This is a genomic window from Neokomagataea tanensis (assembly GCF_006542335.1).
Classification (GTDB): domain Bacteria; phylum Pseudomonadota; class Alphaproteobacteria; order Acetobacterales; family Acetobacteraceae; genus Gluconobacter; species Gluconobacter tanensis.
Genome location: NZ_CP032485.1, coordinates 1319140 through 1344914 on the forward strand (window position 1 = coordinate 1319140; position 25775 = coordinate 1344914).

The following is a 25775-nucleotide window of genomic DNA, read 5'->3' on the forward strand; positions in this document are numbered from 1 at the left end:
TTCAGGGTGTATTGCCGTTGATAATTCAGTCATGGTGATAATCTGTGTTAAGGTTAATGTTCAAACTAGGTCAGTCGGTTCCGAGTTTGCACCTGTGCAACAGGTCTGATTTGAACGAGGGGAATGTGCGTGTCTGAAGAATTATTTCCTGGTTTTACGGACTTGCTGCAGGGTTGGGTCTTAAAAAAAGGACCTGCGAGAGCGCCACAACGCGTTGCAGAATCTGATGTAGAAGATTTGGCGAAAGCTTCAATTGATACGCTAAGACAGCGTGTCACGGGTGAGGCGGGTGCGGACTGGGGTAGTTTGCAGGCTTTGACCGATGGATGGCTGGTTCAGCGCCAAAAAGGCGAAAAACCTTCTCCATTAGGCGAAGAGGATTTCCGCTTTTTAGTAACTTTCGTTCTGGAAGGTTTAAGCGCGCCACGGCAGAAGGCGATACAGCTTTCGCCGTTGGAGGAAGTAGAGCAGGAAAGTGCGGTTACTTCTGGAGACGAGAGCCAGATTGCTCAAGAGGATCCGTTCAAATTTGCGCGTGAACATCTGGCGCGCGCCCTTTAAATAAAAAAACGGCCCCGAAAGGGGCCGTTTTTTGTTCAGGCAGTATACCAAGACGGTAGTTGGTGTTTGTAAGGTGTGTCGAATTCTTCGATCATGTCGTTAAAGGCGTGATGGTCAAAGATTTCAATTTTCTTGGCAGGTGGCTGCCCTAGCAGGCTGCGGTGTGCCACGCGGTTAAGTGCGCGGTTAAATACGCCTGGTCCTGTTTTATAAGCGATGAATAGGCCGTGATGCAGGTAGCAGTTACGATACAGGGACAGCAGGCAGTCACTCAGCACGTCGCTATTAGCAACGGACCCAAAGAAATCGTTGTGAACCACGTTGTTGTGGGTAAGGAAAAATGTTGCACCTGCCTCACGGTTGGCCATGAATTTCAGGGCACTCGAGTCTTTGACGCGGATGTCTGCATCCATCCACCAGCCGCCTAAAAGCTGAATAACGTGTACGCGCAGGAAGTCGGCGGCTTCTGCCGGGTGGCGCGCTGAAAGAAAGATGGATCGGGCTTCAATACCGTAGTGCTGGTAGAGCCATTCAGCAGCTTCTTCTTTGTTGAAGAAATGCGATTCGAAATGCGGAATATTTTTGTGTAGTTCGAAATTCTTTTGAATTTCTTCAGGTGGGTTCTTATCCCAGTACATGAAGAGTTTGCGGGGGATACGTGTGTATTGTTCTGCCGTTGTGCTGGGTTCAAAAGGTGAGGGGGAAACGCGACGAGCAATCTCTAATGTGATGCTGTCGATTTCTTCACCGGTGTGAAATTCGTCATACGAGTTGCCAATTGTATTCAAAGCGTGGTGGGCGTCAGCGCCGCTCCACGCTTGTGCGGTACCGTCAATATAATTGGCGAAAGGAATGTTCAGGGAACGCAGTGCGAGTAGGTCCTCAGCGGGGATATGTTGCCCGGATTTGAGGCGGCACAACAGGCTGGCTTGGAGCAATGTCTGCGGAAGCGGGTAGCGGTTTGGCTCTTTTGGATGCAGTTCGTAGGCTTGATAGTAAGCGCGCGCTGCTTCGGAGACGTTGCGGTTAGTGTGCAGGATGTTAGCCAGCGCAAAAGCGGTTTCGAGGGTATCGGCACCGTTTTGTGAGAAGTATTCTCTGGCTTGATGGTCGGTGGCGGGAAGTGATTCAAGCGTAATGCGTTGAGGAGCTGTTTCTGATGCTGTTGTGGCTGGTGGCTCCGGGGCAGCTTCAACCGTCTCAGCGACGCTGTTTTCTGGGGCTTCCTGAGCTACGGAGGTAGGAACTTCAGCAGCAACCGGCGCATCATGTGCTGGTTTGTCTTGTACGGAATCTTCGCGCAAGGCGTCCCATTCCGAGAGATCCCAATTGGAGTTGCTATCACCCAAACCCGCTGCAGAGACGCTCATCCGTGTTTTCCCGTCAAATGTTTAACCGAATGCGACACATGTAAGATATGTCGAATTGATGTGTTTATTGGTAACGCTCAAAAGATAGCACGACAAGATTATAAAAGGACGGATAGAGAAGAACTCTATCCGTCCTTTTATACAGTGTCACATAATTAGAATTTCTGGAAGAAAAAGACTGTACTCAAAGTGGGGACAGTCAAGTTTTTCTTCTTTCTCACCAGAAAATTAATTGTTTGGTTCTTGGACGTGTGCCTCTAGGAACCAGAGGTCTTTGTCCAGCCCGCGGGAAACTTCGGTGAACAGGTCTGAAGTGTCGTCGTCGCCGGCTTCCGCGGTGATTGTGATCGCTTCACGCACGTTATTTGCTACGACGGCGTAACGCTCAATCAGTGCGTTAATGTGATCTGTAACCTTGTAGATATCCGTCGGATAAGCGGCGCAAGATGTGGACTTTGCGACGTTTTGGACCGTACCGAATGCCGTGCCGCCGAGCTGGACAGCGCGCTCTGCAGCAGTGTCGACGTAGCCGTCAACGCCCTTGCGGAAGCCGTCGAGCATTTCGTGCACGCCGATGAATTGTGGGCCTTTGAGGTTCCAGTGTGCTTGTTTGATGGTCAGGGCTAGGTCGATGAGGTCAGCCAAGCGCGCGTTCAACAGTTCGATAGACACGTTCTTGGTGTTGTCAGCCGTGCTGTTTTTGGTGGCGTGACGATAGGAACTGGTCGACATGTTACGCAATCCTTTTCAAGCTACAGTGCTTCTTAAACACTTTGGTCTACCTCGCCAGACGTCAAGAGTTCAGGCTCGACGAGTTCGAAAAAAGGTTGGTGGTCAACCCGAAAGAAACGGGAGTAGGCCGGGTCGTGTTTGAAGAGCTGTTCGCTTTCCCAACGGTTGAGCATGGTTTGGGTTTCAAGGAAGAAACGTGTTTCATGCTCCGGGCGGTCGTCGCTGCCGCGACTTAAACTTTCGTGATGAACAGCAATGGAATCCGCAGAGAAGATGATGCGGAATCCGGCCTTACGAATTTTCAGACACAGGTCGATGTCGTTATAGGCAACAGTAAGCTCATTTTCATCGAACCCACCAACAGCATCGAAAATATCTCTGCGCACGAGCATGGCTGCTGCGGTTACAGCAGTGACCTCGTGGGTAAGCATGCTGCGGCCGATGTAACCATAATCATTGGCAGGTATGCCGCGGTGGATGTGAGCGCCAATAGCGGGGGCTCCAACAACGACACCGGCATGTTGTACCGTGTTGTTAGGGTATAAAAGCTTAAGGCCAACTGCGCCGATATCAGGTGCGGCCAAAGCTTCACTTACAGCGACGTTAAGCCAGTCTTTTTGTTCAACAAAAACGTCGTTATTCAGAAAGAGAATAAAAGGCGAATGGCTTTTATGGACAGCTTTGTTATTGATGAGTGAATAATTAAAATCTTCCTCAATGTGTAAAACTTCTATTTTTTTATTTTCTTTTATCGACTCGAGATAATCGACCGTATCTTTTTCGGTTGACCAGTTATCTGCTAGAATTATCTTATAATTTTTATAGGAAGTATTTTTAATAATACAATCAACGCAGTTCTTGGTTGTTTCGTATTGATTGCGGAATGGAATAATTATTGTAACTTCAGGCTGTTTTGCTAGGGAGTATTGAACCCGATAAACGGTAAGATCATTGATGGACGATACTTTCGCTTTCTTCTTCGTGCGCTCAAGGTGGTCTTTGACGCACCGAACGCCAGCGTCAACGGCGTAAGTTTTGTTGGCAACGGTCACGGCAGTGGAGTTGGGGGTTTTCCGCCAGTGGTAAAGAAGTTCTGGGACGTGATGAATCTGTTCGGGCTTCAGGATTTCAGTGGCTCTAAGAACAAAGTCGTGGTCTTGGGCACCGTCGTATTTCTTAGATAAATGACCGACTGCTCGCATGGTCTCTGCACTGATCATTGTCAGGTGGCAGATATAATTGCATCCCAAGAGATAACGGTGATTGTAGTCTGGTTTGAAATTGGGTTCTAGAAAATAACCGGCTTGGTCGATCTTGTCTTCGTCGGAGTAGAGTAATTTTGCTCCGGTTTTTTGAGCTGCTCTCAGCATGACTTCCAAAGCTATGTCTTCCAGCAGGTCGTCATGATCAAAAAATACGACGTATTCGCCTTTGGCAGCATCCATGGCGATGTTGGTTGCGTCGGATATGCCTGCATTCTTATCTAAAATAATAGGGCGGATCCGGGAATCCTGAGTAGCAAAAGCCGTGATAATGTTGGTGGTCTCAGCCGACTTTCCGCAATCATCAACGATGATTAATTCCCAGTTTGGATAGGTCTGATTGATTACAGAGTGGATTGCCGCTTCAAAGTCGCTCTTGAGCGGGCGGTAAGTTGGGCACAATACAGTGATAAGCGGCTGTGCATTTTTATCGAGCTGATTTGCCTCAAGGGCGCGCTCTTTTGCAGCAAGGTTGCGGCGCAGAGGGTAGTAACGGCGTGCCCACTGGTCGTAATCGCGCAGTGTGTGTGGGCGCTTGGGTATAAGTGAGCGAACGTCTTTACGAAGAAGGCTGAGTTCGCGATGGAGGCCGTCAATGACGTTCATGAGAGTGACGAGGCGTGTTTCAAGCGCGTCGTCTGTTATTGAGCTGACAATTGGTGTCCCTGGGATTGGAGTTTTTTCAGGGAGAGTGATGACTTCAAACGTGTGCTGTGTGTTGCCACGGAAATGGAGCGGAATAGGAAGTTCAAAGCCGCAATTGGGTGGGCAGCCAAGTGCGGCCGCGACATCGCCGCGGTAGAGGTCTGCGCGGACTTGAGTGGTCGGTCGTCCGTCAATCAAAAGGGATACGACGACGTCACCGCTCAACTCGGCATCTGGGGACTTGCGTTGAAGTGCCCATCCGCGGACCGCGCCATGCACAATGCCATCAGCGTGGCTTACAATTTCGGGAATGTAATTTATTTTAAAACAGATGCTTTCTTGCAACGGGGCAGAAGGGTCATCAGGGGATGGAAGCGGTATAGGGCTTCTGTCGGGGAGGCGAATAGAAAGAGTGTGTTCTTTCCCGTCGTAAAATCTGTATGGAATTAGAAAATTAATTCCGTAATTATTTACAGGAAGATTAAAGGCATTTTGTACGTCTTGTCTGGTTTCTAAGCAATCTATTTTCCCTATTTCTTGATTATCAATTATCACATGTATGTAAGTCGGAGATTTGTTTGTTTTATTGTATATCCATCCAACAATTATTCCATTGTCGGTGCTTTCTATATTATAGGAAAAATTTTCATTACCTTTTTTCATCTCTGATATCTACCTCTATTTCATTCGCAGTAAATTCTCATTTCTGCAAACTGTATCCAAAAGTAAAAAAATCACAACTAGTCGAAAGATACTCTGGCACTAAGATTATTTTTTGTCAGGGGTCTATTTTTATAGAGGCTTTCCAATAGTATGAAAAAAACGCAAGACACTGGCTGACATAAATCTTTCACCCTGAGGTTAACAGCTTAAGGTTGTGTCTCATGGGAGGGAGCGGTAATCCCTCATGAAAGCGGCCTTTCGTCGCGCCGTAACGTCAGAACTTAATATGTTAGAGCCTAACCAGCATGACCCTTGCCCCAACTAGGCAGTCCGAATCTCAGCGCTCAGCGAGTTTGTCTTCGGGAATGGAAGATAAAAAATCGAGCTGGACTGATACTTTGTTCCATACGCTCGTTAGCGGCAGTGCGCTTCTGGTCCTGCTTGTCTTAGGGGGGCTCGTGTTGTTGATGGGGTATGGCGGGCGCGATGCTCTACATATCTTCGGTCTGAAATTTGTTTTTCATAACATCTGGAACCCAGTCACCAATGAATATGGTGCTTGGGCGCCTTTGTTTGGAACCATAATAAGCACTCTCATCGGAGTGCTGATTGCTGTGCCTTTGGCATTTGGTACGGCATTTTGGTTGACTGCCATTGCATCGCCAAGGGTTGCTTCGGTTATTGGCATGGCTGTTCAGTTGTTGGCTGCCGTGCCGTCTATCATTTTCGGTATGTGGGGCTTTTTCACCATCGTCCCATTTGTTGCACGCCACATACAGCCGTTTTTAACGCACCACTTCAGACATACACCGCTTTTGGGGCCGTTGATCCATGGCGCACCGTTTGGCACGGGATTGCTTACTGCAGGCTTGGTGCTGGCTGTGATGATTGCGCCGTTTATGACGGCGGTTATGCGTGATGTTTTTAATGCGGTTCCACCAATGCTGCGTGAGAGTGCTTACGGACTTGGGGCAACACGTTGGGATGTAATGCGGAAGATCATTGTTCCATGGTCACGCTCTGGAATGATTGGTGCAGCGGTGCTGGGCATGGGGCGTGCGCTGGGTGAAACCATGGCGGTAACATTCGTCATCGGGAACGTCACGGATGTTGGCTGGTCGCTTTTCGCACCGCGGAGTACAGTCGCGTCTTTGATTGCGCTACAATTTCCTGAAAGCCCTGCCGGGTCGATACGATTATCGTCATTACTGGCTCTAGGGTTCATTCTGATGCTCCTCTCTTTTGTTAGCTTGGCGCTGGCGCGTGTGCTGCGGGGAGATACGAAATGAGCGATAAGCAGATGCTTTCAAAAGGCTGGGCACCTAACCCGCGCGCTGCACGCCGCCGTAGGTTTGACGTTTTTGCAACAATTTTTGGTACGGTAGCATCAGGCATTCTTGTGTTGGTGCTGGCGTCCATTTTGTGGACGCTGTTATCAAATGGTATCGCCGGGTTGTCGGTCGAAGCGTTGATAAGGCCTATGGGCGCACCCGGTTCGGGCGGTGGGTTGGCGAATGCCATTATTGGTAGTTTGATCCAGACTGGCATTGGTCTTCTGATTGCGACGCCGTTGGGTCTTGGATGTGGTATTTACCTCGCTGAGTACGGTACTGCCCAAAATCGCTTCGCATCTTGTGTTCGTTTTATATCGGACGTGTTGATGTCTGTACCGTCGATTTTGGTTGGTCTGTTCGTTTATCAGGTACTCGTTGCACCTTTCGGCCATTTCTCCGCTTTGGCAGGGTCGGTTGCGTTGGCTATTCTGGCTGTTCCGATTATCGTTAGAACGACTGAAGATATGTTGCGCTTGGTGCCTGTTGCCATGCGTGAAGCAGGCGCGGCTTTGGGTGCGCCTCGCTGGCGCGTTACAGTTTTCCTTTGCTTGCGCGCAGCAAAAACTGGTGTGACGACAGGGATATTACTAGCCTTGGCGCGTGTGAGCGGCGAGACGGCCCCTTTGCTCTTTACATCTTTAGGAAATCAGAACTGGTCATTGAGCATTAATAAGCCAATGGCGAGCCTTCCGGTGACAATCTACCAGTACGCAGGTGCATCTTACGATGACTGGGTGCAACTCGCTTGGGCGGGAGCGCTTTTGGTGACACTTGGTGTACTCGCGATTAATATTGCTGTCCGTATTTCGGCACGCCGCGGATAATTGAACAGGATCCTGACATGACAGATAATAACCAGGCGGCCGCTCCGCAGAATGCTCTTACGGTCCGTAATTTAAACTTCTACTACGGTCAGCATCACGCGCTGCACGACGTCAGCATTGATTTCCCGGCGCGCAAAGTAACGGCGATGATCGGCCCAAGTGGCTGTGGTAAATCGACCCTGCTGCGTATCTTTAATCGTATGTATGATTTGTACCCCGGGCAGCGCGCTGAAGGGGAGGTTATGTTCGATGGTCGGAATATTCTTGAAAACGGATTAGACCTGAACATCATGCGTGCGCGTATTGGTATGGTGTTCCAAAAACCGACGCCTTTCCCCATGTCAATTTACGACAATATTGCGTTCGGTGTACGTCTTCATGAGCGTTTAACGCGCGCTCAAATGGATGAACGGGTGCAGGATGTGCTAACCCGTGTAGCGCTTTGGGGTGAGGTCCGCGATCGTCTGCAAGCGCCAGCTAGCGGCTTGTCAGGTGGTCAGCAGCAGCGCCTTTGCATTGCACGTTCTATCGCCACACGTCCTGAAGTCCTGTTGTTGGATGAGCCGACGTCAGCGTTGGACCCCATATCTACAGCGCGTATTGAAGAACTTTTGGACGAACTCAAAGAAGAGTTCACAATCGTTATTGTGACCCACAACATGCAACAAGCTGCACGATGTGCAGATCAAGTGGCATTCTTTTACATGGGGCGTTTGATCGAAGTGGATACCGCTGACCGGATATTCACCAATCCTCGCCAGCAGCAGACCCAAGATTATATCACCGGCAGATTTGGATAATCATCATGGTCGACAGATCTCATATCGTTAAGAGTTACGAGCAGGAGCTGGGCCAGCTCCGGTCTATGGTGTCCCAAATGGGTGGGATTGTAGAAAATCAGGTTGCGCTGGCGCTTTCTGCTATTTCAGAGCAGAACGAGGAGGCAGCAAGCAGCACAACGCAGCAAGATGCGTCCGTTGATGCGCTTGAGCGTAATGTTGAGTCCCTTGCCATCCGTTTGCTGGCCCTTCGTAGCCCAATGGCGAGTGATTTGCGGGAAATTGTCGCAACGCTCAAAATTACGGGTGATTTGGAGCGTATCGGTGATTACGCATCTTCGATTGCGCGCCGCTCTTTGCGTATCCGCACAGCAAGCGGACAATTGACCCTGACCGGCCTGCGTTCAATGGGGCGTTTGGTACAGGATAATCTTCGTCGGTCTATCGATGCGATTACCCAGCAGGATTCAAGCCGGGCTATGGAAGTTTGGCACTCTGACCGTGCGGTGGACGAGTATTATACGGCGCTCTTTCGGGAGCTGGTGACGTATATGATGGAAGACCCGCGCAATATTCGCCCGTGCACGGAATTGCTCTTTATCGCCAAGAATCTGGAGCGTATTGGCGACCACGCTACCAATATTGCTGAGCGCGTTTTTTACGCTGTGACGGGGGAAAACTTACCTTCGGTTCGTCCTCGCGGCGGTATCGCGACAACTGAAAATTCTGCGGATAAGAACGAACAGTGAGCGGCTCAACAACTCTCCGCGCCAAAGGGCTCATTCTTGTTGTCGAGGATGACCCGGCGTTATCTTTAATGATGCGCTACAACCTTGAGCAGCGCGGCTATCGTGTCGAAATGGCAGGCGATGCTGAAACTGCGTTGGAGTTTCTAGCCACGTCACGCCCGGATGCAGCCGTTTTAGACTGGATGTTGCCGGGTTTGTCGGGTTTGGATTTGTGCCGGCGTATCCGTAGCAATCCTGCGTTGCGAGACTTACCCGTATTGCTGTTAACGGCGCGCTCTGAAGAGCAGGACGCCATTCGCGGCCTCGATACTGGCGCTGATGACTACCTGATCAAGCCATGCAGCATTGATACTTTGGATGCGCGCTTGAGGGCGCTCCTGCGGCGTCATCAGTCTTCTTATGACGTTTTGACGTTTGCGGATATTACGTTGGACCCTGAAACTCACCGCGTTGAACGCGGCGGGCGGTTGTTGTCCTTGGGGCCGACGGAATACCGTCTCCTTGATTTGCTGATCCGTAATCCGCGCAAGGTTTTCTCGCGGGAAGATTTGCTCCGTCGTATTTGGGGGCAGAATATTCACGTCGAGATACGTACGATTGACGTGCATATTCGTCGTCTACGCAAGGCGATCAATGGGCCAAACGAGATTGACCTTGTCCGTACTGTGCGTGCGGCAGGATACGCCTTGGATGACGGGCCTATCGCGCAAGAAGGTGGTTAATAGGTGAAGCCTCACGGGTTATCTCATGCGTTTAGCAGTGGTGGCCCGTTGTGGCTTGGTTTGGTGTTTTTTGCGGTCTGCGCGGCGGTAGGCTGGAGCTACGCATTCTACGTTAAGTGGACCGTGAAAAGCAGCAGGCTTCCTCAGCGTGAAGAATATCCCCGGGTTCAAGAAGATATAGAGGCGTCCGGGCTCTATATTGATTCTTTTCCGGGCTCGGTGCTTTTGCTCGATACGTTAGGGGCTTTGTTACAAGCCAATCAGGAAGCAATCGCGCAGTTTGGCGATAGTATCGGAGCGATCTTGCGCCACCCGGCTGCGCGTGGGGCGCTTTCTGCTGCCCTCAGGGCTGAATATTCGTCAGATGAACACGTTCCACCTGTCTGCTCGACCACCTTCACGCTGGATGTGCCCATTACGAGGACCATGTTTGTTGCATTGAGGCGCATTCCCGGCGCGAAGAAGCAGCATGATCGTGTTCTTGTTCTGCTCGCAGATAGGACAGAGGCGCACGCTCTGGATCGCATGCGCATTGATTTTGTGGCACATGCCAGCCACGAATTAAGGACGCCTTTAGCATCTTTGAGCGGCTTTATTGATGCTTTGAGAAATGGCGGCTCCAATACAGATGACGCGGTTCGTGCCCAGTTTTTGGATGTGATGGCGCAGCAATCGGCCCGTATGAAACGGCTCATCGACCGTTTATTATATTTGTCGCGCGTGCAGGCACATGAGCACCAAAAGCCGCGTACTCTGGTCGATGTTTCGGATTTGATGGCGGTAGTTTTAGACGAGGTCGCCCCACGTTTCGAAGGTGAGGGGTATGCGCTTAAGTTCGATATTGAGGACGAGCTTTTTATCCGCGCCGATGAGGATGAGTTGGTGCAGGTGATACTGAACTTGATCGAAAACGCGTTACGTTACGGTAAGCGTGACGGTCACTTGTTGAGCGTGACTTTGCAGGCACGGCGGGCTGTGCCGCAGGACGATCGTTGGCCAACTGAAAATGGTGTTGTTCTGAGCGTTAAAGATGATGGTCGAGGGATGGAGGCGCATCATTTGCCGCGCTTAGCCGAGCGTTTTTATCGCGTGGCTGACGCTGTGCAGACCGGCCGCACGCAGGGTACGGGTCTCGGGCTTTCGATTGTCCGGCATATTGTGGATCGCCACCAGGGGCGGATGCATATTGCAAGTGCGCCCAACCAAGGGACCGCGTGTCTGGTATGGCTTCCGCCACCTAATACCGAGCATGGTACTGAGCGGAATACCTCATCAGCTGGTTTAGTTGGATCAGCAGAGGGTGATGTGATTTAACGGACGCCTAGGCATCTCGTGGCGTGTTCTCTGTCAGGGCGCTGGAAATATCCAGCGTCCTGACGTTGTAAAACCTTAGTTTTCTTTGCTGCGTGAGCGTTTGATAAGCAGCCACCCTGCCGCCAGTGCGAGGGCAATGACGGGAATGCTGGCGACGGTATATGTGCCAGATGGGTAATCAAAAGCCATCATGATAACGACGAATGCGAGAAATCCCAGTGTTGCCCAATTGGTAATTGGGGCGCCGGGCATAGCGAAACCTGTAGGCGCTATTGTGCCAGCTTTTATGGCCGCACGCAGACGCATGTGAGACAGCAAGATGCTTGCCCAAGTGCCAATAATACCAATGGCAGCGATGTTCAGAACGATTTCAAATACTTGAGAAGGGATGAAATAGTTCAGCACAACGCCGACGAGGTAGACGCACAGTGTGGCGAGAATACTGACATAGGGCACAGAGCTTTTATTCATGCGCGCGAAGGCTTTTGGAGCAGAGCCTCCCAGTGACAGTGCGCGTAAGATACGACCCGTCGAATAAAGACCGGAATTGAAGCTGGAGAGTGCGGCAGACAGAACGACGATGTTCATGATCGTGCCAATGCCAGGGACACCTAGTTTTTGAAAGAATGTAACGAAGGGGCTTACGCCCGCGTGGTAAGCCGTCCATGGCAGGATGCAAACAAGCAGAACAACCGAACCGACATAGAACAGGCCAATACGCCAAATAACGCTGTTCACTGCTTTCGGAAGTACTTCCCGAGCGTTACGACATTCGCCTGCTGCGGTACCGATCAGCTCAATGGCCGAATAAGCAAAGACCACGCCTTGCATCAACATCAATGCTGGCAGCACACCATGCGGGAAGAAACCACCGTTGCTGGTGATAAGGTGCAGTCCCGTATCTTGTCCGGCAATAGGGTGGCGGCTACCGAGAACAATCATTCCCACGATAAGGAAAATAACAAGGGCGACAACTTTGATGAGGGAGAACCAGAACTCCATTTCACCAAAGTACTTAACGCCAATCATGTTCATGGTGCCGACGATGGCCAAGGCGCCAAGTGCAAAGACCCATTGAGGTACTGCGGAGAAAACCGCCCAATAATGCATGTAAAGTGCGATAGCGGTAATATCTACGATGCCAGTCGTTGCCCAGTTTATGAAAGAAAGCCAACCTGAGACATAGGCCGCCTTTTCACCGAGGAACTCACGCGCATATGTGACGAAACTTCCGCTGGTCGGGCGGTACATTACGAGTTCACCGAGGGCGCGTAGGATCAGAAAGCAGAAAAGGCCGCAAACCGCGTAAGCAATAGCGAGAGAAGGGCCTGCAATTTGTAGGCGCGACCCTGCGCCAAGAAACAGGCCGGTACCGATTGCGCCGCCAATGGCAATCATCTGAATGTGACGGCGACCCAGATCCTTATGGTAGCCTTCTTCACTGATGGTATCGTCAGGCTGATGTTGGACCGGTGGAACGGGGTTAGACGTCATTCTGTACATCCTGCAGTGAACATGTAGTGCATGTGAGAATGTTTCCGCTTCTTCATGCGTGGCTGATATGCTTCTAGTGCATGGACCATAAACGAAATGATTCATTTATGCGTGGTGCGAGACCAAAAAAAATCTCATTTCACGTTTTTTTTTATGAATCATGCCGGGCTGTTTGCAGGGAAGAAGGCGTTACTGTCCCGGTGGTTTGGCAATGCAGGCCAAGCCTTGGGCATTTAACTGCCGGCAGGCGGAACTTGCGCTATGGGAATCCAGTCCGACCAACCGTGACCGCCAGAGTGTCCGGCCGTTGATAACGACGGGTTGCAGAACTGTTTGTGTTGCTTGCAGCAAAGAGAAGGATGCTTGCCGGGCCATTGTGGCTGCAAAGCGTGCCTGTCCTGCATTGTTGAAGGCACCAACCTGCACGCTCCAGTTTCCGTAATGGGAGGGTGGCGCTGATACGGGAGCAGCCGTTGAGGTGTTGGGGGCGCGGTCGTTTTGCGGAGGGGGAAGCCAGGTTGGCGGGGCTGGTAATGCTTGAGAGGTAGGTGTCGGGCTGGGCGGAGCAAGTGTTGTTGACGTCGGCATGCTGCAATTATCAGCCGTATCGTAAGCTGCGTCTGGGTCGCATGGCACAGATGATACAGGGGCTGAGAGGCGTGTTGGGGCTGCGACCGAGGGTTGTGGCACGGCTGTATAATTACGGTTGGCCCATGCCGCCTGAATTGAAGAGGCCGACGAATACGAGGCAGAGGATGTTGCTGCGGGAGGAGTATCCCCTAAGTGAGGGGTGATGGCTGCGACATAGGCGACCGTCTCATGGGGGAGTGGGCGCCCTTGATTGAGATATGCTTCAAGGCGTTGTGGCCCCGCATTATAGGCTGCGAGAAAAGCCGGGGAGCCATATTTGCGTGACAGGATGGCGATATACTCAGACCCTGCGGCAATATTGTCGTGTGGTTCATAAGGATCTGAGCCGAGGTTAAGCCGGTCCTGCATATCGGCGTAAGTTTGGGGCATGAGTTGCATCAAGCCCATGGCCCCGGAACTGGATGTGATGGGCTGGCCGTCTAAATATTCATGTCCACCAGATTCCTGATGCATGACGGCGCGTATCCAGCTTTCTGGCACGGTGGAGCGGTTGGAGGCTTCCCGAATATAAGGGCCCCAAGGATCTGCGGCAGAACCAGGTGCGCGATATGCAGGGTTAGCCATGCTGTAGCGGTCGTAGCGGGAACGCTGGCTGGAGCAGCCGGATACTAACAATACGACTGTTAGCCCAGCGGATACGGTACGGAAATGGCGGCTTGTAAACCTAAAATTAACCTTCTGAGCGCAGGATAAATTGCGTTGTACAGGAAGGGTTTTGAGGTGATGAGTACGAGTCCCGACACAGCAGACGAAACCGGAAAGAAAAGTAAAAAACGTATGTTTTTGCTGGTTTCTGGCGGTGTAATAGTAGCTTTGGCTACGCTGGGCGTGTTTGGATTTCAGAAGTTTCATCGGCAAACGCCCGTACATGATGAGAAGAAAGCAGCCTTAACCATCGTGTCTATTCCAACAATCGTGTCTAACCTTGATACGGGAGATGGTCGTGCGCGGTATGTCAAAATTACGGCTCGTGTGCAGACACAAGGAGCTCCGGACGCCGCGAAAATGGCTCTTTTGATGCCGCAAATACAAGATGCTTTCCAGACCTGCCTGCACGGTATGAGGCCAGATGAAATGGAAGGGGTCGGTATTTACCGCCTGCGTGAGACGATGTTGGTGCAAATCGAGAATATCCTTGCCCCGCTGCCCGTGCGTGACCTCTTTTTTGTAGAGGTTCTTGTGCAATGAATGAGGAGGACACAACCTTTCTTGCGGAAGCTGCATCGGAAGAGATGCCTTTCCCTCGGCAAGCCATTTCGATGGATGACTTTGATTTCGGAGAGGATGACGAAGACGAAGGTCGCATTCTAAACCAAGCTGAAATCGATAGTTTGTTCGGCGGTGATGCCTCTTTTCAAGGGGGAGAACGAGACGATACCGGCCTCACCCGACTGATAAGTTCGTCACATGTTTCGTATGAACGCTTGCCGATGCTGGAGGTTGTGTTTGACCGGCTTTTAAGAATTTTCACGACCAGTCTGCGAAATTTCACAAGCGACAATGTCGAACTTTCTATGGATCGCTTGGGGTCACAGCGTTTCGGGGACTATTTGGACAATGTGTCTCCACGCTCAACATTTGTAGTTTTTAAAGCCGAGGAATGGGACGGGTACGGTATTCTCGTTTTGAGTTCTTCGCTCGTTTATAGCGTGGTTGATTCGCTGATGGGCGGCCGTGACCGGGGACAGGCTATTGGTGCTGCACAAGCAGCAGAGCGACAAGAAGGGCGGCATCATACAGCGATTGAGCGGGCTTTGGTTGAGCCGCTTGTGCGCATGATTTTGTCAGATTTATCAACAAGCTTCAGCCCGTTATGCGCCATTAATTTCCGTTTTGAGCGTTTGGAACTGAACCCACGTTTTGCCACGATTTCGAGAGCTGCAAACGGCGTCGTCATGGCTCGCTTTGGCATTGATATGGATGGGCAGGGCGGAGATGTAGATCTCATTTTGCCGCATGCCACGTTAGAGCCGGTTCGCGAAATTTTGCTGCAACAGTTTATGGGCGAAAAATTCGGTCATGACGGCATATGGGAAAACCATTTGGCCCAAGAACTCTGGCAGACAGACATTACTTTTGATGCGGTTTTGGAAGAGCAAGTCATGCAATTGAGCGACATTGTTTCTTTGGCGCCAGGGGATCAGCTGATCATACGTCGTAACCCTGAGGGAAAAGTACGCCTGTGCTGCGGCGAAAAAACCTTGTTTCACGGACGTGTAGGTAAAAAACAGGGGAATGTTGCAGTCTGTATAGAGGAGGTTCTCATAGGGAGAGAATCTAAGTCAAACAACGTAAATTATATATAATTTGGACGATTATTTATGATCATGGTGCAAGTTATTCTGGAGTTTTTACTATTACTTATAATGGTAATTGCTCTTTTTGTTGGCGTGAGTTTGGGGAGGTCATTGAAGGCCTTGCGTCGTGATCGTTCCGGGTTGGAAGAGATGGTAGCGCAATTTCGACATTATAGTGCTGAGGCGCAAACCGGCATTAACCAACTCCAGAAATCCAGTGATGGGGTTGGGCGTGCTTTGGCCAAAACGGTGGAAGCGGGACAGGCCTTGAAACAAGACCTGCTCGCGCTGTGTGAGCGTTCAGAGGCGCTAGCCGGGCAAATGGAAGGTGTCGTTTTTCAGAGAAAGCCGCCTGAACCAATGGCCGTCTCCTCTTTGCGGGGCCGTAGTAGCGCGTCTCGGGTTGCAGCGCCGGCCGCTGCGGAGGCAACGGGTGGGCTAGGTAAGAGCGCAGCCGAACGAGAACTCTTGCGCGCGTTGCGCCAAAAGCAGGGGTGAGGCATCGATGTTGCTACGTTTGTTGTACTCGGCCAGCGCGGTGTTGGTGTTACTTATAAGCGCGGTTACTTATGATTTGGCATCGCAGTGGATGGGTGCAGGGCCCTTTACCGTTTTCGAGGCTGCACGTGCAGAGGCCACTCCGGAAGCCGCAGCGCCAGCACCGGCCATTACGCACAAAGACAACGCCAAAAAGATTGTTGTTCAAAACGGTTGTTCTGGTGGGGGATGCACAGGAGATGGCGTTACACCAGCTCCCCTTGATCCGCTGTTGAAGGCTTCTTTAGTTGAAAGGCAAAAAGAGCTTGAGAGGCGTGAGCGCAATTTGCTTGAGCGGCAAGCGGTTGTCGAAGCGGCCGAAGGTGAATTGCAGAAGAAGTTAGATGCTTTGAACGATGCTCGAAGCAAACTGGATTCAAGCCGTCAGCAGACAGCTCATTTGATTGACCAAGACGCGGATCGGCTGGTCAAAATTTATGAAGCAATGAGCCCAGTCGATGCTGCCGCAATTTTCAATATTATGGATTTAAGAATTGGTGTTGGTTTGCTGAGCCGTATGACACCTCGTAAAGCCTCGGCCATTTTAGAGGTCATGTCACCCCAAAGAGCAATTTTAGCTACGCAGCTTTTAGCAAATACGCATAATCAGCCTATGCCATTGACGGGCCAGAATGGATGAGAGCGTTTTGGTCAGCCGTTGTTTTTGCGCTTGCGATAGGGGCAGGGCATGTCGGTGCAGCGGATGGGGTCGTTCACCGCAAGCACAAACATATGCGGCGGCCAAATCCGGTCACGGCCGAGGCGGCTGTTACCGCTGCCGCTGCCGCTCCCGCGGGGAGTGAGCAGCATGTTCTATCAAATCCGTCTGGTATGCTCACGCTTCCCGTGGGGTGGACTGTGCTGCATGAAGCGGATGGGGGCGCCCAGCCTATGCCTCCTCCAGAGAGCGCGGCTCAACCCTCGTTCAATGCGGTTAACACTGAGGCTGTAACGGGTATTTGGCTACCCCTTGGTGAGCGTACGCCCGTTGCTATGTTTCAGGAGGGGCATACAGGGGTTTTGATCGCACGGGGCGAGTTTGGGCTGGATACGCTTGGTAGTTTGGCTGTTGGGGCTTTTGCGCCAGTTAAATGTCATGTCCTGCCCGGTGTAACCGTGATTACCATGACAATTCCGGATGGTTTGAAAATTGGCGCAAAGCCGCAAGGTGCAGGTTGGGAAATTTCGACTGCGTCCCCTGTGCAGGCAGACATGTCTCTTGGGCGGTGGGAGCATGGGTTGAGTTTTTCGCCCCCTGATCAAGACACAGCTTTGGACAGTGTACAAATTGATGACCCCGTTTCGGGGAGGCGCCTTTTGGTAGGTATGGCCCGGTCGGGTCGTGTCGCATTTGAGCGCAACATTCGGGGGAATGGTTACGCTGTTAAGCCCAGTCTCATCGGGTTGGTGGTTGCTGCGGATGATGATGCAATTGAACTGAGGCATCTTTCAGGGCGCTTTATTCTGGATAGAATCGGGGCAGGAACGGAAACGCTTTTTGCGCTGCGGAATTTGCCCGATAGCGGTGCGTCTATGAATGCTGTTTCTCTGGGCGATGCTTCCCCGCAGTCTTTGAAAGATTCGTTACGGGATGCCTGGTTCGCTGTTTCAGCGGCGTCACCGGGGGAGAAGCTAAACACACGTATACGTCTTGCTGAGAGTACGGCACGGCTAGGCTTGGCTGCACAAACGGATCAGATTTTACGCACAATAGTGCAGGACGAGCCCGAAGCAGCAGGTCGTAGTGACGTAAGGCGGTTGCAGCAAATTGCTTCCGTATTGCTAGGGCGTGTCCGTGACGAAGCCTTGTTGGATGATGGTGGTACGGCGCCGGAGGATCAGTTCTGGCGGGGGATGATGCGGACCCTTCCGACAGATCCGCGCAATGGGTCAAAGAGCCTACCATTTCGTTTAAGTGATGCGGCCGAAAAAGCCCGTACAGCGCAGATGATTGCCGCAGGTTTGCCCGCTCTCTCCTCTTACTCTGCCCCTTTAAAAGCCGGCTTGTTTGGGCCTGCGGCTTTGTGGATTGCCCATTTTGGGGACGAAACCGCCCAGAAATTGCTCGGGAATGGACCGGATGTGCCCGAAAAAGCTCTGGCACAGGCCATTTGGGCTGTGAGGCAGAACCTACCCGATGCTGATCAGGAGTTGGCAGCTCTCACGCACAGTGCTTCACCGCGTATTTGGCCAGAAGCAAAGCTAATGAAAATTGAGCGTGACCTCTCCAAAGGTAGGATAGCGGAAGATGCTGCTACACGTGAGCTTGGTAGCTTGATGCCGGGCTTTCGTATGGCCGGTATTGGAGCGGCGGCTCAAAGTGTTTTGTTGGAGACGCAATTGCACGCCGGGCAAATGCGCGATGCATTGACGGCATTTTTGCAGACAAAACCGCATCTTTTATTGCCCAAAGAAGAAACGGTTTTGGGGCGTATTGCGCAAGGTATGTTGGACCATGTTCCCGAAGATATGGGGCAAAAGGCCACAGAAGCCGCGTTACTGAACAAAGTGCTCACTCAGAACGCGTTTGTCCCAAAGGCAACGCAACGTGTCCTTCGCTATGCTCTGGCTGAGCGGTACCGTGCGCTGGGCTTGCCATTCGATGAGCGGGATACTTTAAGGCAAATCGAGGCTGATGGTGTTGATGATGCCGCAAGAAAGAGGCTTGCCCGGCTAGTAGAGCTGGATCTTGCGACTGGCGCGGTCGATGTTGCGGAAAAAGACTTGGCCAATTTTCCTAAAGCTGGCGCGGCTTCGTTTGGTGTGGCAGCGCCGGAATCGGCCCCGGATGTTCAGCTGGCCTGTTTGCAGGCCCGATTGCTGAAAGCGCAGGGTAAAATCAGTGAAGCATTGGCCATTTTGCAGCCGCTTACTGATCCCTTGTCTTATGCTTTGCAGGGAGAGTTTGCCGAAGAAATAAAGGACTGGACGCAAGCCGAAGCTGGCCGAATGAAACAAATCGAAGCCATGCTGGGCCATGCTACTCCTAACGCTGCTCTGACAAAGCCTCAGGCCGCGCTGATTTTGCAAGCGGCGGGAGATGCTTCCAGAGCGCATGACGCTGCGGCGCAGGGACAGTTATGGGCACGCTATCGTTCCGCAATGATAGCTACATCTTCTGCGGAATTATTTCGCATTCTAACAGGTCATGCTGCTGAGGATTAAGAAACTGTGTTCAAGGCGCAATAATGTGGGCTTTGATAAAGTTTTTTATGCAGCAGCGGATAAAGTCTTCCAAAACTTTACCTGTGCGGGGCCGTTTACAAGCACACAGATGCGACAGAAGAGTTCCGCCAAGGGCGCTCCCGAAGAACTGGTCTGCGGCGTCATGTACGTCAGGAATGTCGAGAATACCGCGGCGCACTTGGGTTTCTAGCCAGTCCTGAATCGGGAAGTTTGTTTTCGAAATTTCAAACAGTTGCGTAATTTGCTCCGTAATTTCCGGATTACGGCCGCTCTCAGCAATGACAGAGCGAAGCAAATTAATTTTCTCGAGGCTGAAGAGCGATTCGGCCGTGCGAAAAGTCAGCTGGAAAAGTTGTTCTTCGATGCTGTCTTTGGGGTCAGGCTCGAAAACAATTTGTGTGAATAAGCGTTCAAGGATCACCGCTTCAAACAGACTGCGTTTCGATGGATAGAAATGGTAAAGAGTTTTCTTGGACATACCCGAGTTGGTGGCAACGTTGTCCATGGAAGCTGCATGGTACCCGTGCTGCTGGATAGCTGCACATGCGGCGTCAAGAATTCTGTTTCGACGCGCGGTTTCGTCCGGGGCATCATGGCGTCGCTCGCAGCGCTGCTGAGACGGTGCAGAAGAAGTGGGCTCAGACTGTGTTCGGACGGGACGCGTCAAAAAATTAACTCCTTGCTTTTTGGGTAAGCGAATTGACGACATTGGGGGAAACCGGCTAGTTTCCGTCCCAATAAAGGAAACTAGCAAGTTTCTCTATCATAGGATTGGCTCAGTATCATGCTTTCTTTTGAAAAGAATTCACCCCGTTCCACGAAGGGAACGCTTGATTTAGGCCTGTCCATCTGGAGAGGTTTTTCGTTGCTGAGCGTGCCTTTGGTGCTCGCTGGGTGCGATAAGAAACCTGCTGCGCAACAGCCCCCGCCGCAGCCAGTGGTTGTCCATACTGTCAAAACCCAGCCGGTATCGCTCGATACGGCACTGCCCGGCCGTGTTGATGCTGTTGAGCAGGGTGAGATTCGCCCGCAGGTTAGCGGCGTGATCGTCTCGCGCAATTTCGAGCAGGGTGCAGAAATTAAAGCTGGGCAGCAATTGTTCCAGATTTATGCAGCGCCTTACCAAGCGGCTTACGACCAAGCAAAGGCACAGTTGCAAAACGCTGAGGCTGCGGCAGTAAGGGCGCAAGGTCAGCTTCGCCGGTATGCACCGTTGGTGCGCGCGCATGCGATCAGTGACCAAGAATACGACAACACTTTGGCGGCTGCGCGTGAAGCTGCTGCGCAAGTTGCGCAGGCGAAAGCGAATGTTGAATCGGCTGCGGTGAACGTGCGCTACACGCGTGTGCTTGCTCCAATTGATGGTCGCATCGGCCGTACGTTGTACACGCCAGGTGCGCTGGTGACCGCTAATCAGACACAGCCTATCGCTGTCGTCACGCGTTTGGACCCGATTTATGTTGACGTGAATCTGCCTGCTGCGGACATGCTGCGTTTGCGCCGTGAGTTGGCGAGTGGTCAGTTGCAACGTAATGGCGATGATGCAGCGGTCCACCTTCAGTTGGAAGACAGCTCGACCTATTCTCAGGTTGGTAAGCTCGAATTATCCGAAGTCACGGTAGACCCATCCACCGGCACATTGGTCATGCGGGCAGTTTTCCCGAATCCCGATCGTTTGTTGATGCCGGGAATGTTTGTTCATGCCAGCATTCAAGAAGGTGTTGACCCTACGGGCATACTCGTTCCGCAGGTTGCGGTTGAACGTGACGCAAAGGGTAATCCCTTTGTCATGACTGTAGACAAGCAGAATGTTGTCGCGATGCGTCACGTCGAAGCTTCGCGCACGGTTGGTACAAACTGGCTGGTCACAAAGGGCTTGTCAGAAGGGGACCGTGTTGTAACCAGTGGCCTGCAAAAGATTCAGCCCGGCGCGAAAGTATCCCCGCAGGAAGAATCTGCTGAGTCCGCTGGAAAGGCGGAGTAAGACACTATGAACCTCTCTCGTTTCTTTATTGATCGACCGATTTTCGCATGGGTTATCGGTCTGATCATCATGCTGGTTGGTGGGGTGGCTATCACCCGCATGCCAATCGCGCAGTATCCGAGCATTGCTCCGCCGCAGATTGCTATTAGCGTAGCGTATCCGGGCGCGTCTGCTGAGACGGTGAACAACACTGTTGTCCGCCCGATTTTGCAGCAAATGTACGGTCTGGACCATTTGGAATATCTATCGGCCTCGTCTTACGCGAGTGGTCAGATGGAAATTGACCTAACCTTTGAGCAGGGCACAAACCCTGACATTGCGCAGGTTCAGGTCCAGAACAAACTTCAGCTAGCCCAGCCTCGTTTGCCGCAGGAAGTGACCGCACAAGGTATTGCGGTAACCAAAGCGACCAAGAACTTCATGCTGGTAGCGGCTTTCATTTCCGAAGATGGCAGCATGAGCGGCCAAGATATCTCGGATTATGTAGCGTCCAACATTTCGGATCCGCTTTCGCGTGTGTCTGGCGTAGGTGACCACACTTTGTTCGGTTCCGAATATGCAATGCGTATTTGGTTGGACCCGGCAAAGCTGTTTAACTACAGCTTGACAGTCGGTGATGTTCAGAGTGCTATCTCAGCGCAGAACGTACAGGTTGCGTCTGGTGAGTTGGGCGGTCTGCCATCCAAGAAAGGTATCGGCTTCGATGCGACTATTCTTGGCCCAACGCGCTTTAGCAAGCCCGAGCAGTTTGAGCAGATTCTTCTTAAAGTGCAGCAAGATGGCAGCCAAGTTCGTCTGAAGGATGTGGCGCAAGTTGAACTTGGAGCACAGAGCTATGCGCTGTCTTCAATGTACAACAACCACCCTGCAGCAGCGATGGCATTGAAGCTTGCGCCTGGTGCCAACCAACTCAAAACGGCCTCGGCTGTGCGTGCGCGTATTGGTGAGTTAAGCCAAAACTTCCCACCCGGGCTGAAAGTTGTTTATCCGCTCGATACCGTACCGTTCATCACTCTTTCCATCCACGAAGTTATTGAAACATTGCTCGAAGCCATTGCTCTGGTTTTCGTAGTTATGTTGATCTTCCTGCAAAATTTCCGTGCCACGTTGATTCCAACAATTGCTGTTCCAGTTGTGTTGTTGGGAACATTCGGCCTGCTCTCCGCCATGGGATATGGCATTAACACGCTGACCATGCTTGCTATGGTGCTAGCCGTTGGCTTGTTGGTGGACGACGCGATTGTTGTCGTTGAGAACGTCGAGCGCGTTATGAGCGAGAAGGGAATATCCCCTCGTGAAGCATCGCGCCAATCCATGGACGAAATTTCTGGTGCGCTGGTTGGTATCGTGCTGGTTTTGTCCGCTGTGTTCTTGCCAATGGCCGCGTTTGGCGGGTCTACCGGCGTTATTTACCGTCAGTTCTCCATTACCATCGTTGCAGCAATGTGGCTGTCGGTTCTGGTGGCGATGGTGATGACACCGGCATTGTGTGGAACAATGTTGAAGCCAACGCATAAAGCTCCTGAAAAGGGGCCTGCTGCTTGGTTTAACCGTAACTTTGAGCGCCTGACGCGTGGTTACCTTGGCGGCGTTCGTCGCATGGTTGGCCGCCCTGTCTTGAGTATGATTGCTTTTCTTATTCTGACGGTTGGAGTGGTTTTCCTCTTTAACCGCGTGCCAGGCGGCTTCTTGCCGGATGAAGACCAAGGTATCATTTTCGGTCAGGTGACGATGCGCCCCGGTGCAACGGCTGCGCAGACTTCCGCCGTTAACCATCAGATCGCAGAATATGTACTGAAGAATTACGGGAAAACAGTGCAGTCTGTTTTCACGATGACGGGCTTTAGCTTTGCTGGCCAAGGACAAAGTGCGGGTGCGTTCTTTATCCGTATGAAGCCTTGGGATGAGCGCCCGGGATCGCAGAATACGACTATGACGGTTGCCCGTCAGGTCATGATGCATTTCTGGATGAACCCGATGGCTCAGATCTTTGCCATCAACCCACCAGCAGTCATGGAATTGGGCAACGCGACAGGTTTTGACCTCGAGTTAGAAGACACGGGGCATCTGGGCCACGATGCATTGCTGGCAGCGCGTAACCAAGTTCTTAAAGAAGCTGCTGGCGATTCACTGCTGCAAGCTGTGCGTCCGCTCGGCATGGAAGATGCGCCGCAATTTGCAATGGAAATTAACCGCGAGCGTGCGAATGCTCTCGGACTGTCCAACGCGGATATCAACACGACGGTACAAGGCGCGTTTGGTTCAACCTACGTCAACCAGTTTATGCGTAATGACCGTGTAAAGCAGGTCTACGTTCAGGGTGGTGACTGGGCGCGTATGACGCCTGAAGATCTCAACCGTTGGTACGTTCGTAACGCTTCGGGTACGATGGTTCCGCTTAATGCCTTCGTTGAAGGGCATTGGGTCAGCGGCCCGCAGAAGGTCGAAGACTATAACGGCATGAACTCTTATGAGATTCAGGGTCAGCCAGCGCCGGGTGCAAGCTCTGGCCAAGCTATGGGTGAGATGGAAAAAATCCTTTCCCACCTGCCGCATGGTGTCAGCTACGAGTGGACAGGCCTGTCATACGAGCAGTTAGCATCAGCAGGGGCGACCGGGCCGCTTTATGTTCTTGCTTCGATTGTCATCTTGTTGTGCTTGGCTGCATTGTACGAAAGCTGGGCAGTTCCACTGTCGGTAATGTTGGTGTTGCCTTTGGGTGTGCTTGGGGCGATTGCCGCAACATTGGGACGTGGCCTTAACAACGACGTTTACTTCCAGGTTGGTCTTTTGACCACGGTTGGTCTTTCTGTGAAGAACGCGATCCTGATCGTTGAATTTGCGAAAACCTTCTTTGAAGAAGGCCGCTCTTTAGAAGAAGCGGTTCTGGAAGCAGGGCGGGAGCGTCTGCGCCCGATTTTGATGACGTCAATCGCATTCGTCTGCGGTGTTTTCCCACTGGCGATTGCGACAGGTGCAGGCTCAGCAGCGCGTGTTGCGATTGGTACATGCGTGGTTGGCGGTATGCTTTCAGCAACGCTTCTGGCGGTGTATTTCGTACCTGTCTTCTTCGTTGTCGTTCTGCGGCTATTCCGCGTGAAGCCTATCAAGGATCGCGAGGACCCGTACGCTCATTTGGATGAGAATGCTGATATGTCCGCACATGGGGAGCACGGCGCATGAAAATCCGTCTTGGACTTGCCGCGCTGTTGATGCTGTCAAGCTGCAACATGGCGCCTGATTACCACCGTCCTGCATCAAGTGTGCAGGACGCGTACCCCGCAGATACTGGCGTGAAAAGCGTCAAGGCGGCAGCGCAGGTGGCTGATCTTGGATGGCAGGATTTCTTCACCGATCCACGCCTAAAAGCGTTGATTGCCCTGGCTCTTCAGAATAATCGTGACCTTGCTGCTCAGGCCGCAGCTGTTGCTGAAGCGCAAGGGCAGTACGAGGTGCAGCATGCATCGTTGTTTCCGCCAATTTCGGTTGGTGGTAGCGGCCTGTTTATGTCTCCGTCCGACACGGCTGGTTTTGCCTTTGCACCAGGTTCCGGCCGGAGCATAGGAACGCTGCGCTTCTTCCAGACCTCTATTGGTTTCTCATCATATGAAATCGATTTGTGGGGACGGATCCGCAACCTGTCACGCCAAGAAGCTGAAGCAGCTTTGAACACCGCTGAAAATGCGCGTAATTTGCTCATCACAACGGTCGGGCAGGTCGCAACGACCTACATCCAATGGTTGGGTGATCGTGAGTTGCTGCGTGTGACACAGGGCACTCTGGCTTCCCAGCAGCATACTTTGTCTTTGACGCAGATGGCTTTTGACCATGGCGAGACTGATGCGCTGACATTGGCGCAGGTACGCACGCAGGTTGAGCAGGCAGCAGCGAACGAAGCGCAGTACCAGCGGGCTGTTGCAATGGACGAGCATGCTCTGCAACTGGTTGTTGGTACGCCGCTGCCTGCAACCCTGCCAGCGCCTGCACCATTTGGTGCCCAGACGATGTTGAGCGATTTGCCAGCGGGTTTGCCATCAGATCTGATGTTGCAACGCCCGGATATTCAGGCAGCTGAGCACACGTTGCTGGGGGCGAATGCCAGCATTGGCGCTGCACGGGCGGCCTTCTATCCGCGTGTTACGTTGACGGCTTCTGAAGGTACAAGCGCCCTACAGTTCCGTCATCTGTTCACGCCGGGTGCTGAAACGTGGTCCATTGCTCCATCAATCTCACTACCTATTTTCACGTGGGGCCAAAACTCGGGCAATCTGCATATAGCCAAGGCACGCGCTTTGCAGTCGGCCGCGCAGTACCAAAAAACTGTGCAGACTGCATTCCGCGAAGTGTCGGATGCTTTGACGGCACGTGAGACTTACACGGCGCAAGAAAAGCATTTGGCGAACTTGGTCCAGCAGTCTCAAAGTGCGTATGACCTTGCAATGATGCGTTATCATGCGGGCATAGACAGCTACCTTACGGCGCTGGAGCAGCAGCGGACCCTGTATCAGGCGCAGCAGAACCATATTACGGTTCAAGCGGCGCGGTTTGCTAACTTGGTCACCGTGTACCGTGCTTTGGGGGGTGGCTGGAGTGCGAAAACAGTTTCGCCTAAAGTAGAAGGCCCTGCACAGGTCAAGACAGTAAGCCGATAGGTTTACGTCTTAAGATTGG

The 25775-nt window shown here is 52.0% G+C and carries 21 protein-coding genes; 15 read left to right on the plus strand and 6 right to left on the minus strand.

Translation table 11 applies throughout. The features are described 5' to 3' along the window. The first annotated feature begins 129 nt into the window (after positions 1-129). Complete coding sequence (locus D5366_RS06085; protein WP_141492711.1) at positions 130-561, plus strand: hypothetical protein; 432 nt, start codon at positions 130-132, stop codon at positions 559-561. Between the two features lie 35 nt (positions 562-596). Here D5366_RS06085 and D5366_RS06090 read toward each other — a convergent pair whose 3' ends face one another. From D5366_RS06090 to D5366_RS06100, 3 genes are all read right to left on the minus strand, one after another. After that, positions 597-1931: a glycosyltransferase family 32 protein gene (locus D5366_RS06090; protein ID WP_240775185.1), complete on the minus strand. Its 1335-nt coding sequence runs from the start codon at positions 1929-1931 to the stop codon at positions 597-599. A gap of 228 nt (positions 1932-2159) precedes the next feature. Beyond that, entirely contained in the window at positions 2160-2663 is a 504-nt protein-coding gene (gene dps, locus D5366_RS06095; protein ID WP_141492712.1) for a DNA starvation/stationary phase protection protein Dps, read from the minus strand. Positions 2664-2695: 32 nt separating this feature from the next. Further along, complete coding sequence (locus D5366_RS06100) at positions 2696-5233, minus strand: glycosyltransferase family 2 protein (protein ID WP_141492713.1); 2538 nt, start codon at positions 5231-5233, stop codon at positions 2696-2698. Between the two features lie 305 nt (positions 5234-5538). Between D5366_RS06100 and pstC the strand changes: the two genes are divergently transcribed. The 6 genes from pstC to D5366_RS06130 are packed head-to-tail and all read left to right on the plus strand — an operon-like array spanning position 5539 to position 10955. After that, positions 5539-6522, plus strand: coding sequence for a phosphate ABC transporter permease subunit PstC (pstC, locus tag D5366_RS06105; protein ID WP_141492714.1), 984 nt, complete (start codon positions 5539-5541; stop codon positions 6520-6522). Then, the gene (gene pstA, locus D5366_RS06110) at positions 6519-7391 is read left to right on the plus strand and encodes a phosphate ABC transporter permease PstA (RefSeq protein ID WP_141492715.1); all 873 of its coding nucleotides are present in this window, start codon (positions 6519-6521) and stop codon (positions 7389-7391) included. The genes pstC and pstA overlap by 4 nt, the downstream gene beginning before the upstream one ends. 17 nt (positions 7392-7408) lie before the next feature. After that, positions 7409-8191: a phosphate ABC transporter ATP-binding protein PstB gene (gene pstB / locus D5366_RS06115; protein ID WP_141492716.1), complete on the plus strand. Its 783-nt coding sequence runs from the start codon at positions 7409-7411 to the stop codon at positions 8189-8191. Between the two features lie 5 nt (positions 8192-8196). Further along, a complete protein-coding gene (phoU, locus tag D5366_RS06120; protein ID WP_141492717.1) occupies positions 8197-8919 on the plus strand; it encodes a phosphate signaling complex protein PhoU in 723 nt (240 codons plus the stop codon). Then, positions 8916-9641: a response regulator gene (locus D5366_RS06125; protein ID WP_141492718.1), complete on the plus strand. Its 726-nt coding sequence runs from the start codon at positions 8916-8918 to the stop codon at positions 9639-9641. The genes phoU and D5366_RS06125 overlap by 4 nt, the downstream gene beginning before the upstream one ends. Before the next feature lie 3 nt (positions 9642-9644). Next, positions 9645-10955, plus strand: a complete 1311-nt coding sequence (locus D5366_RS06130) for a sensor histidine kinase (protein WP_141492719.1) — start codon at positions 9645-9647, stop codon at positions 10953-10955. Positions 10956-11030: 75 nt separating this feature from the next. On the opposite strand, the gene D5366_RS06135 is transcribed toward D5366_RS06130, so the two are convergent. Then, on the minus strand, positions 11031-12449 hold the full coding sequence (locus D5366_RS06135; protein WP_141492720.1) for an amino acid permease: 1419 nt from the start codon (positions 12447-12449) through the stop codon (positions 11031-11033). Positions 12450-12638: 189 nt separating this feature from the next. Further along, on the minus strand, positions 12639-13664 hold the full coding sequence (locus tag D5366_RS06140) for a lytic transglycosylase domain-containing protein (RefSeq protein WP_170211020.1): 1026 nt from the start codon (positions 13662-13664) through the stop codon (positions 12639-12641). A 159-nt stretch (positions 13665-13823) separates the two neighbouring features. Between D5366_RS06140 and D5366_RS06145 the strand changes: the two genes are divergently transcribed. The 5 genes from D5366_RS06145 to D5366_RS06165 are packed head-to-tail and all read left to right on the plus strand — an operon-like array spanning position 13824 to position 19099. Beyond that, positions 13824-14288, plus strand: a complete 465-nt coding sequence (locus tag D5366_RS06145; protein WP_141492722.1) for a flagellar basal body-associated FliL family protein — start codon at positions 13824-13826, stop codon at positions 14286-14288. Further along, a complete protein-coding gene (fliM, locus tag D5366_RS06150) occupies positions 14285-15406 on the plus strand; it encodes a flagellar motor switch protein FliM (protein ID WP_141492723.1) in 1122 nt (373 codons plus the stop codon). Before D5366_RS06145 ends, fliM begins: the two co-directional genes overlap by 4 nt. 15 nt (positions 15407-15421) lie before the next feature. After that, complete coding sequence (locus tag D5366_RS06155; protein ID WP_141492724.1) at positions 15422-15895, plus strand: DUF6468 domain-containing protein; 474 nt, start codon at positions 15422-15424, stop codon at positions 15893-15895. Between the two features lie 7 nt (positions 15896-15902). Then, on the plus strand, positions 15903-16574 hold the full coding sequence (locus tag D5366_RS06160; RefSeq protein WP_141492725.1) for a MotE family protein: 672 nt from the start codon (positions 15903-15905) through the stop codon (positions 16572-16574). Next, on the plus strand, positions 16571-19099 hold the full coding sequence (locus tag D5366_RS06165) for a hypothetical protein (RefSeq protein ID WP_141492726.1): 2529 nt from the start codon (positions 16571-16573) through the stop codon (positions 19097-19099). The genes D5366_RS06160 and D5366_RS06165 overlap by 4 nt, the downstream gene beginning before the upstream one ends. Positions 19100-19109: 10 nt before the next feature. On the opposite strand, the gene D5366_RS06170 is transcribed toward D5366_RS06165, so the two are convergent. Beyond that, positions 19110-19787, minus strand: a complete 678-nt coding sequence (locus D5366_RS06170; protein ID WP_240775186.1) for a TetR/AcrR family transcriptional regulator — start codon at positions 19785-19787, stop codon at positions 19110-19112. Positions 19788-19904: 117 nt separating this feature from the next. On the opposite strand from D5366_RS06170, the gene D5366_RS06175 reads away from it, so the two are divergent. From D5366_RS06175 to D5366_RS06185, 3 genes are read left to right on the plus strand one after another with little or no spacing between them, the layout of a single operon-like run. Further along, a complete protein-coding gene (locus D5366_RS06175) occupies positions 19905-21104 on the plus strand; it encodes an efflux RND transporter periplasmic adaptor subunit (protein ID WP_141492728.1) in 1200 nt (399 codons plus the stop codon). 6 nt (positions 21105-21110) lie between these two features. Further along, positions 21111-24287: an efflux RND transporter permease subunit gene (locus D5366_RS06180; protein ID WP_141492729.1), complete on the plus strand. Its 3177-nt coding sequence runs from the start codon at positions 21111-21113 to the stop codon at positions 24285-24287. Next, positions 24284-25756, plus strand: coding sequence for an efflux transporter outer membrane subunit (locus D5366_RS06185; protein WP_141492730.1), 1473 nt, complete (start codon positions 24284-24286; stop codon positions 25754-25756). The genes D5366_RS06180 and D5366_RS06185 overlap by 4 nt, the downstream gene beginning before the upstream one ends. The last annotated feature ends 19 nt before the right edge of the window (positions 25757-25775 follow it).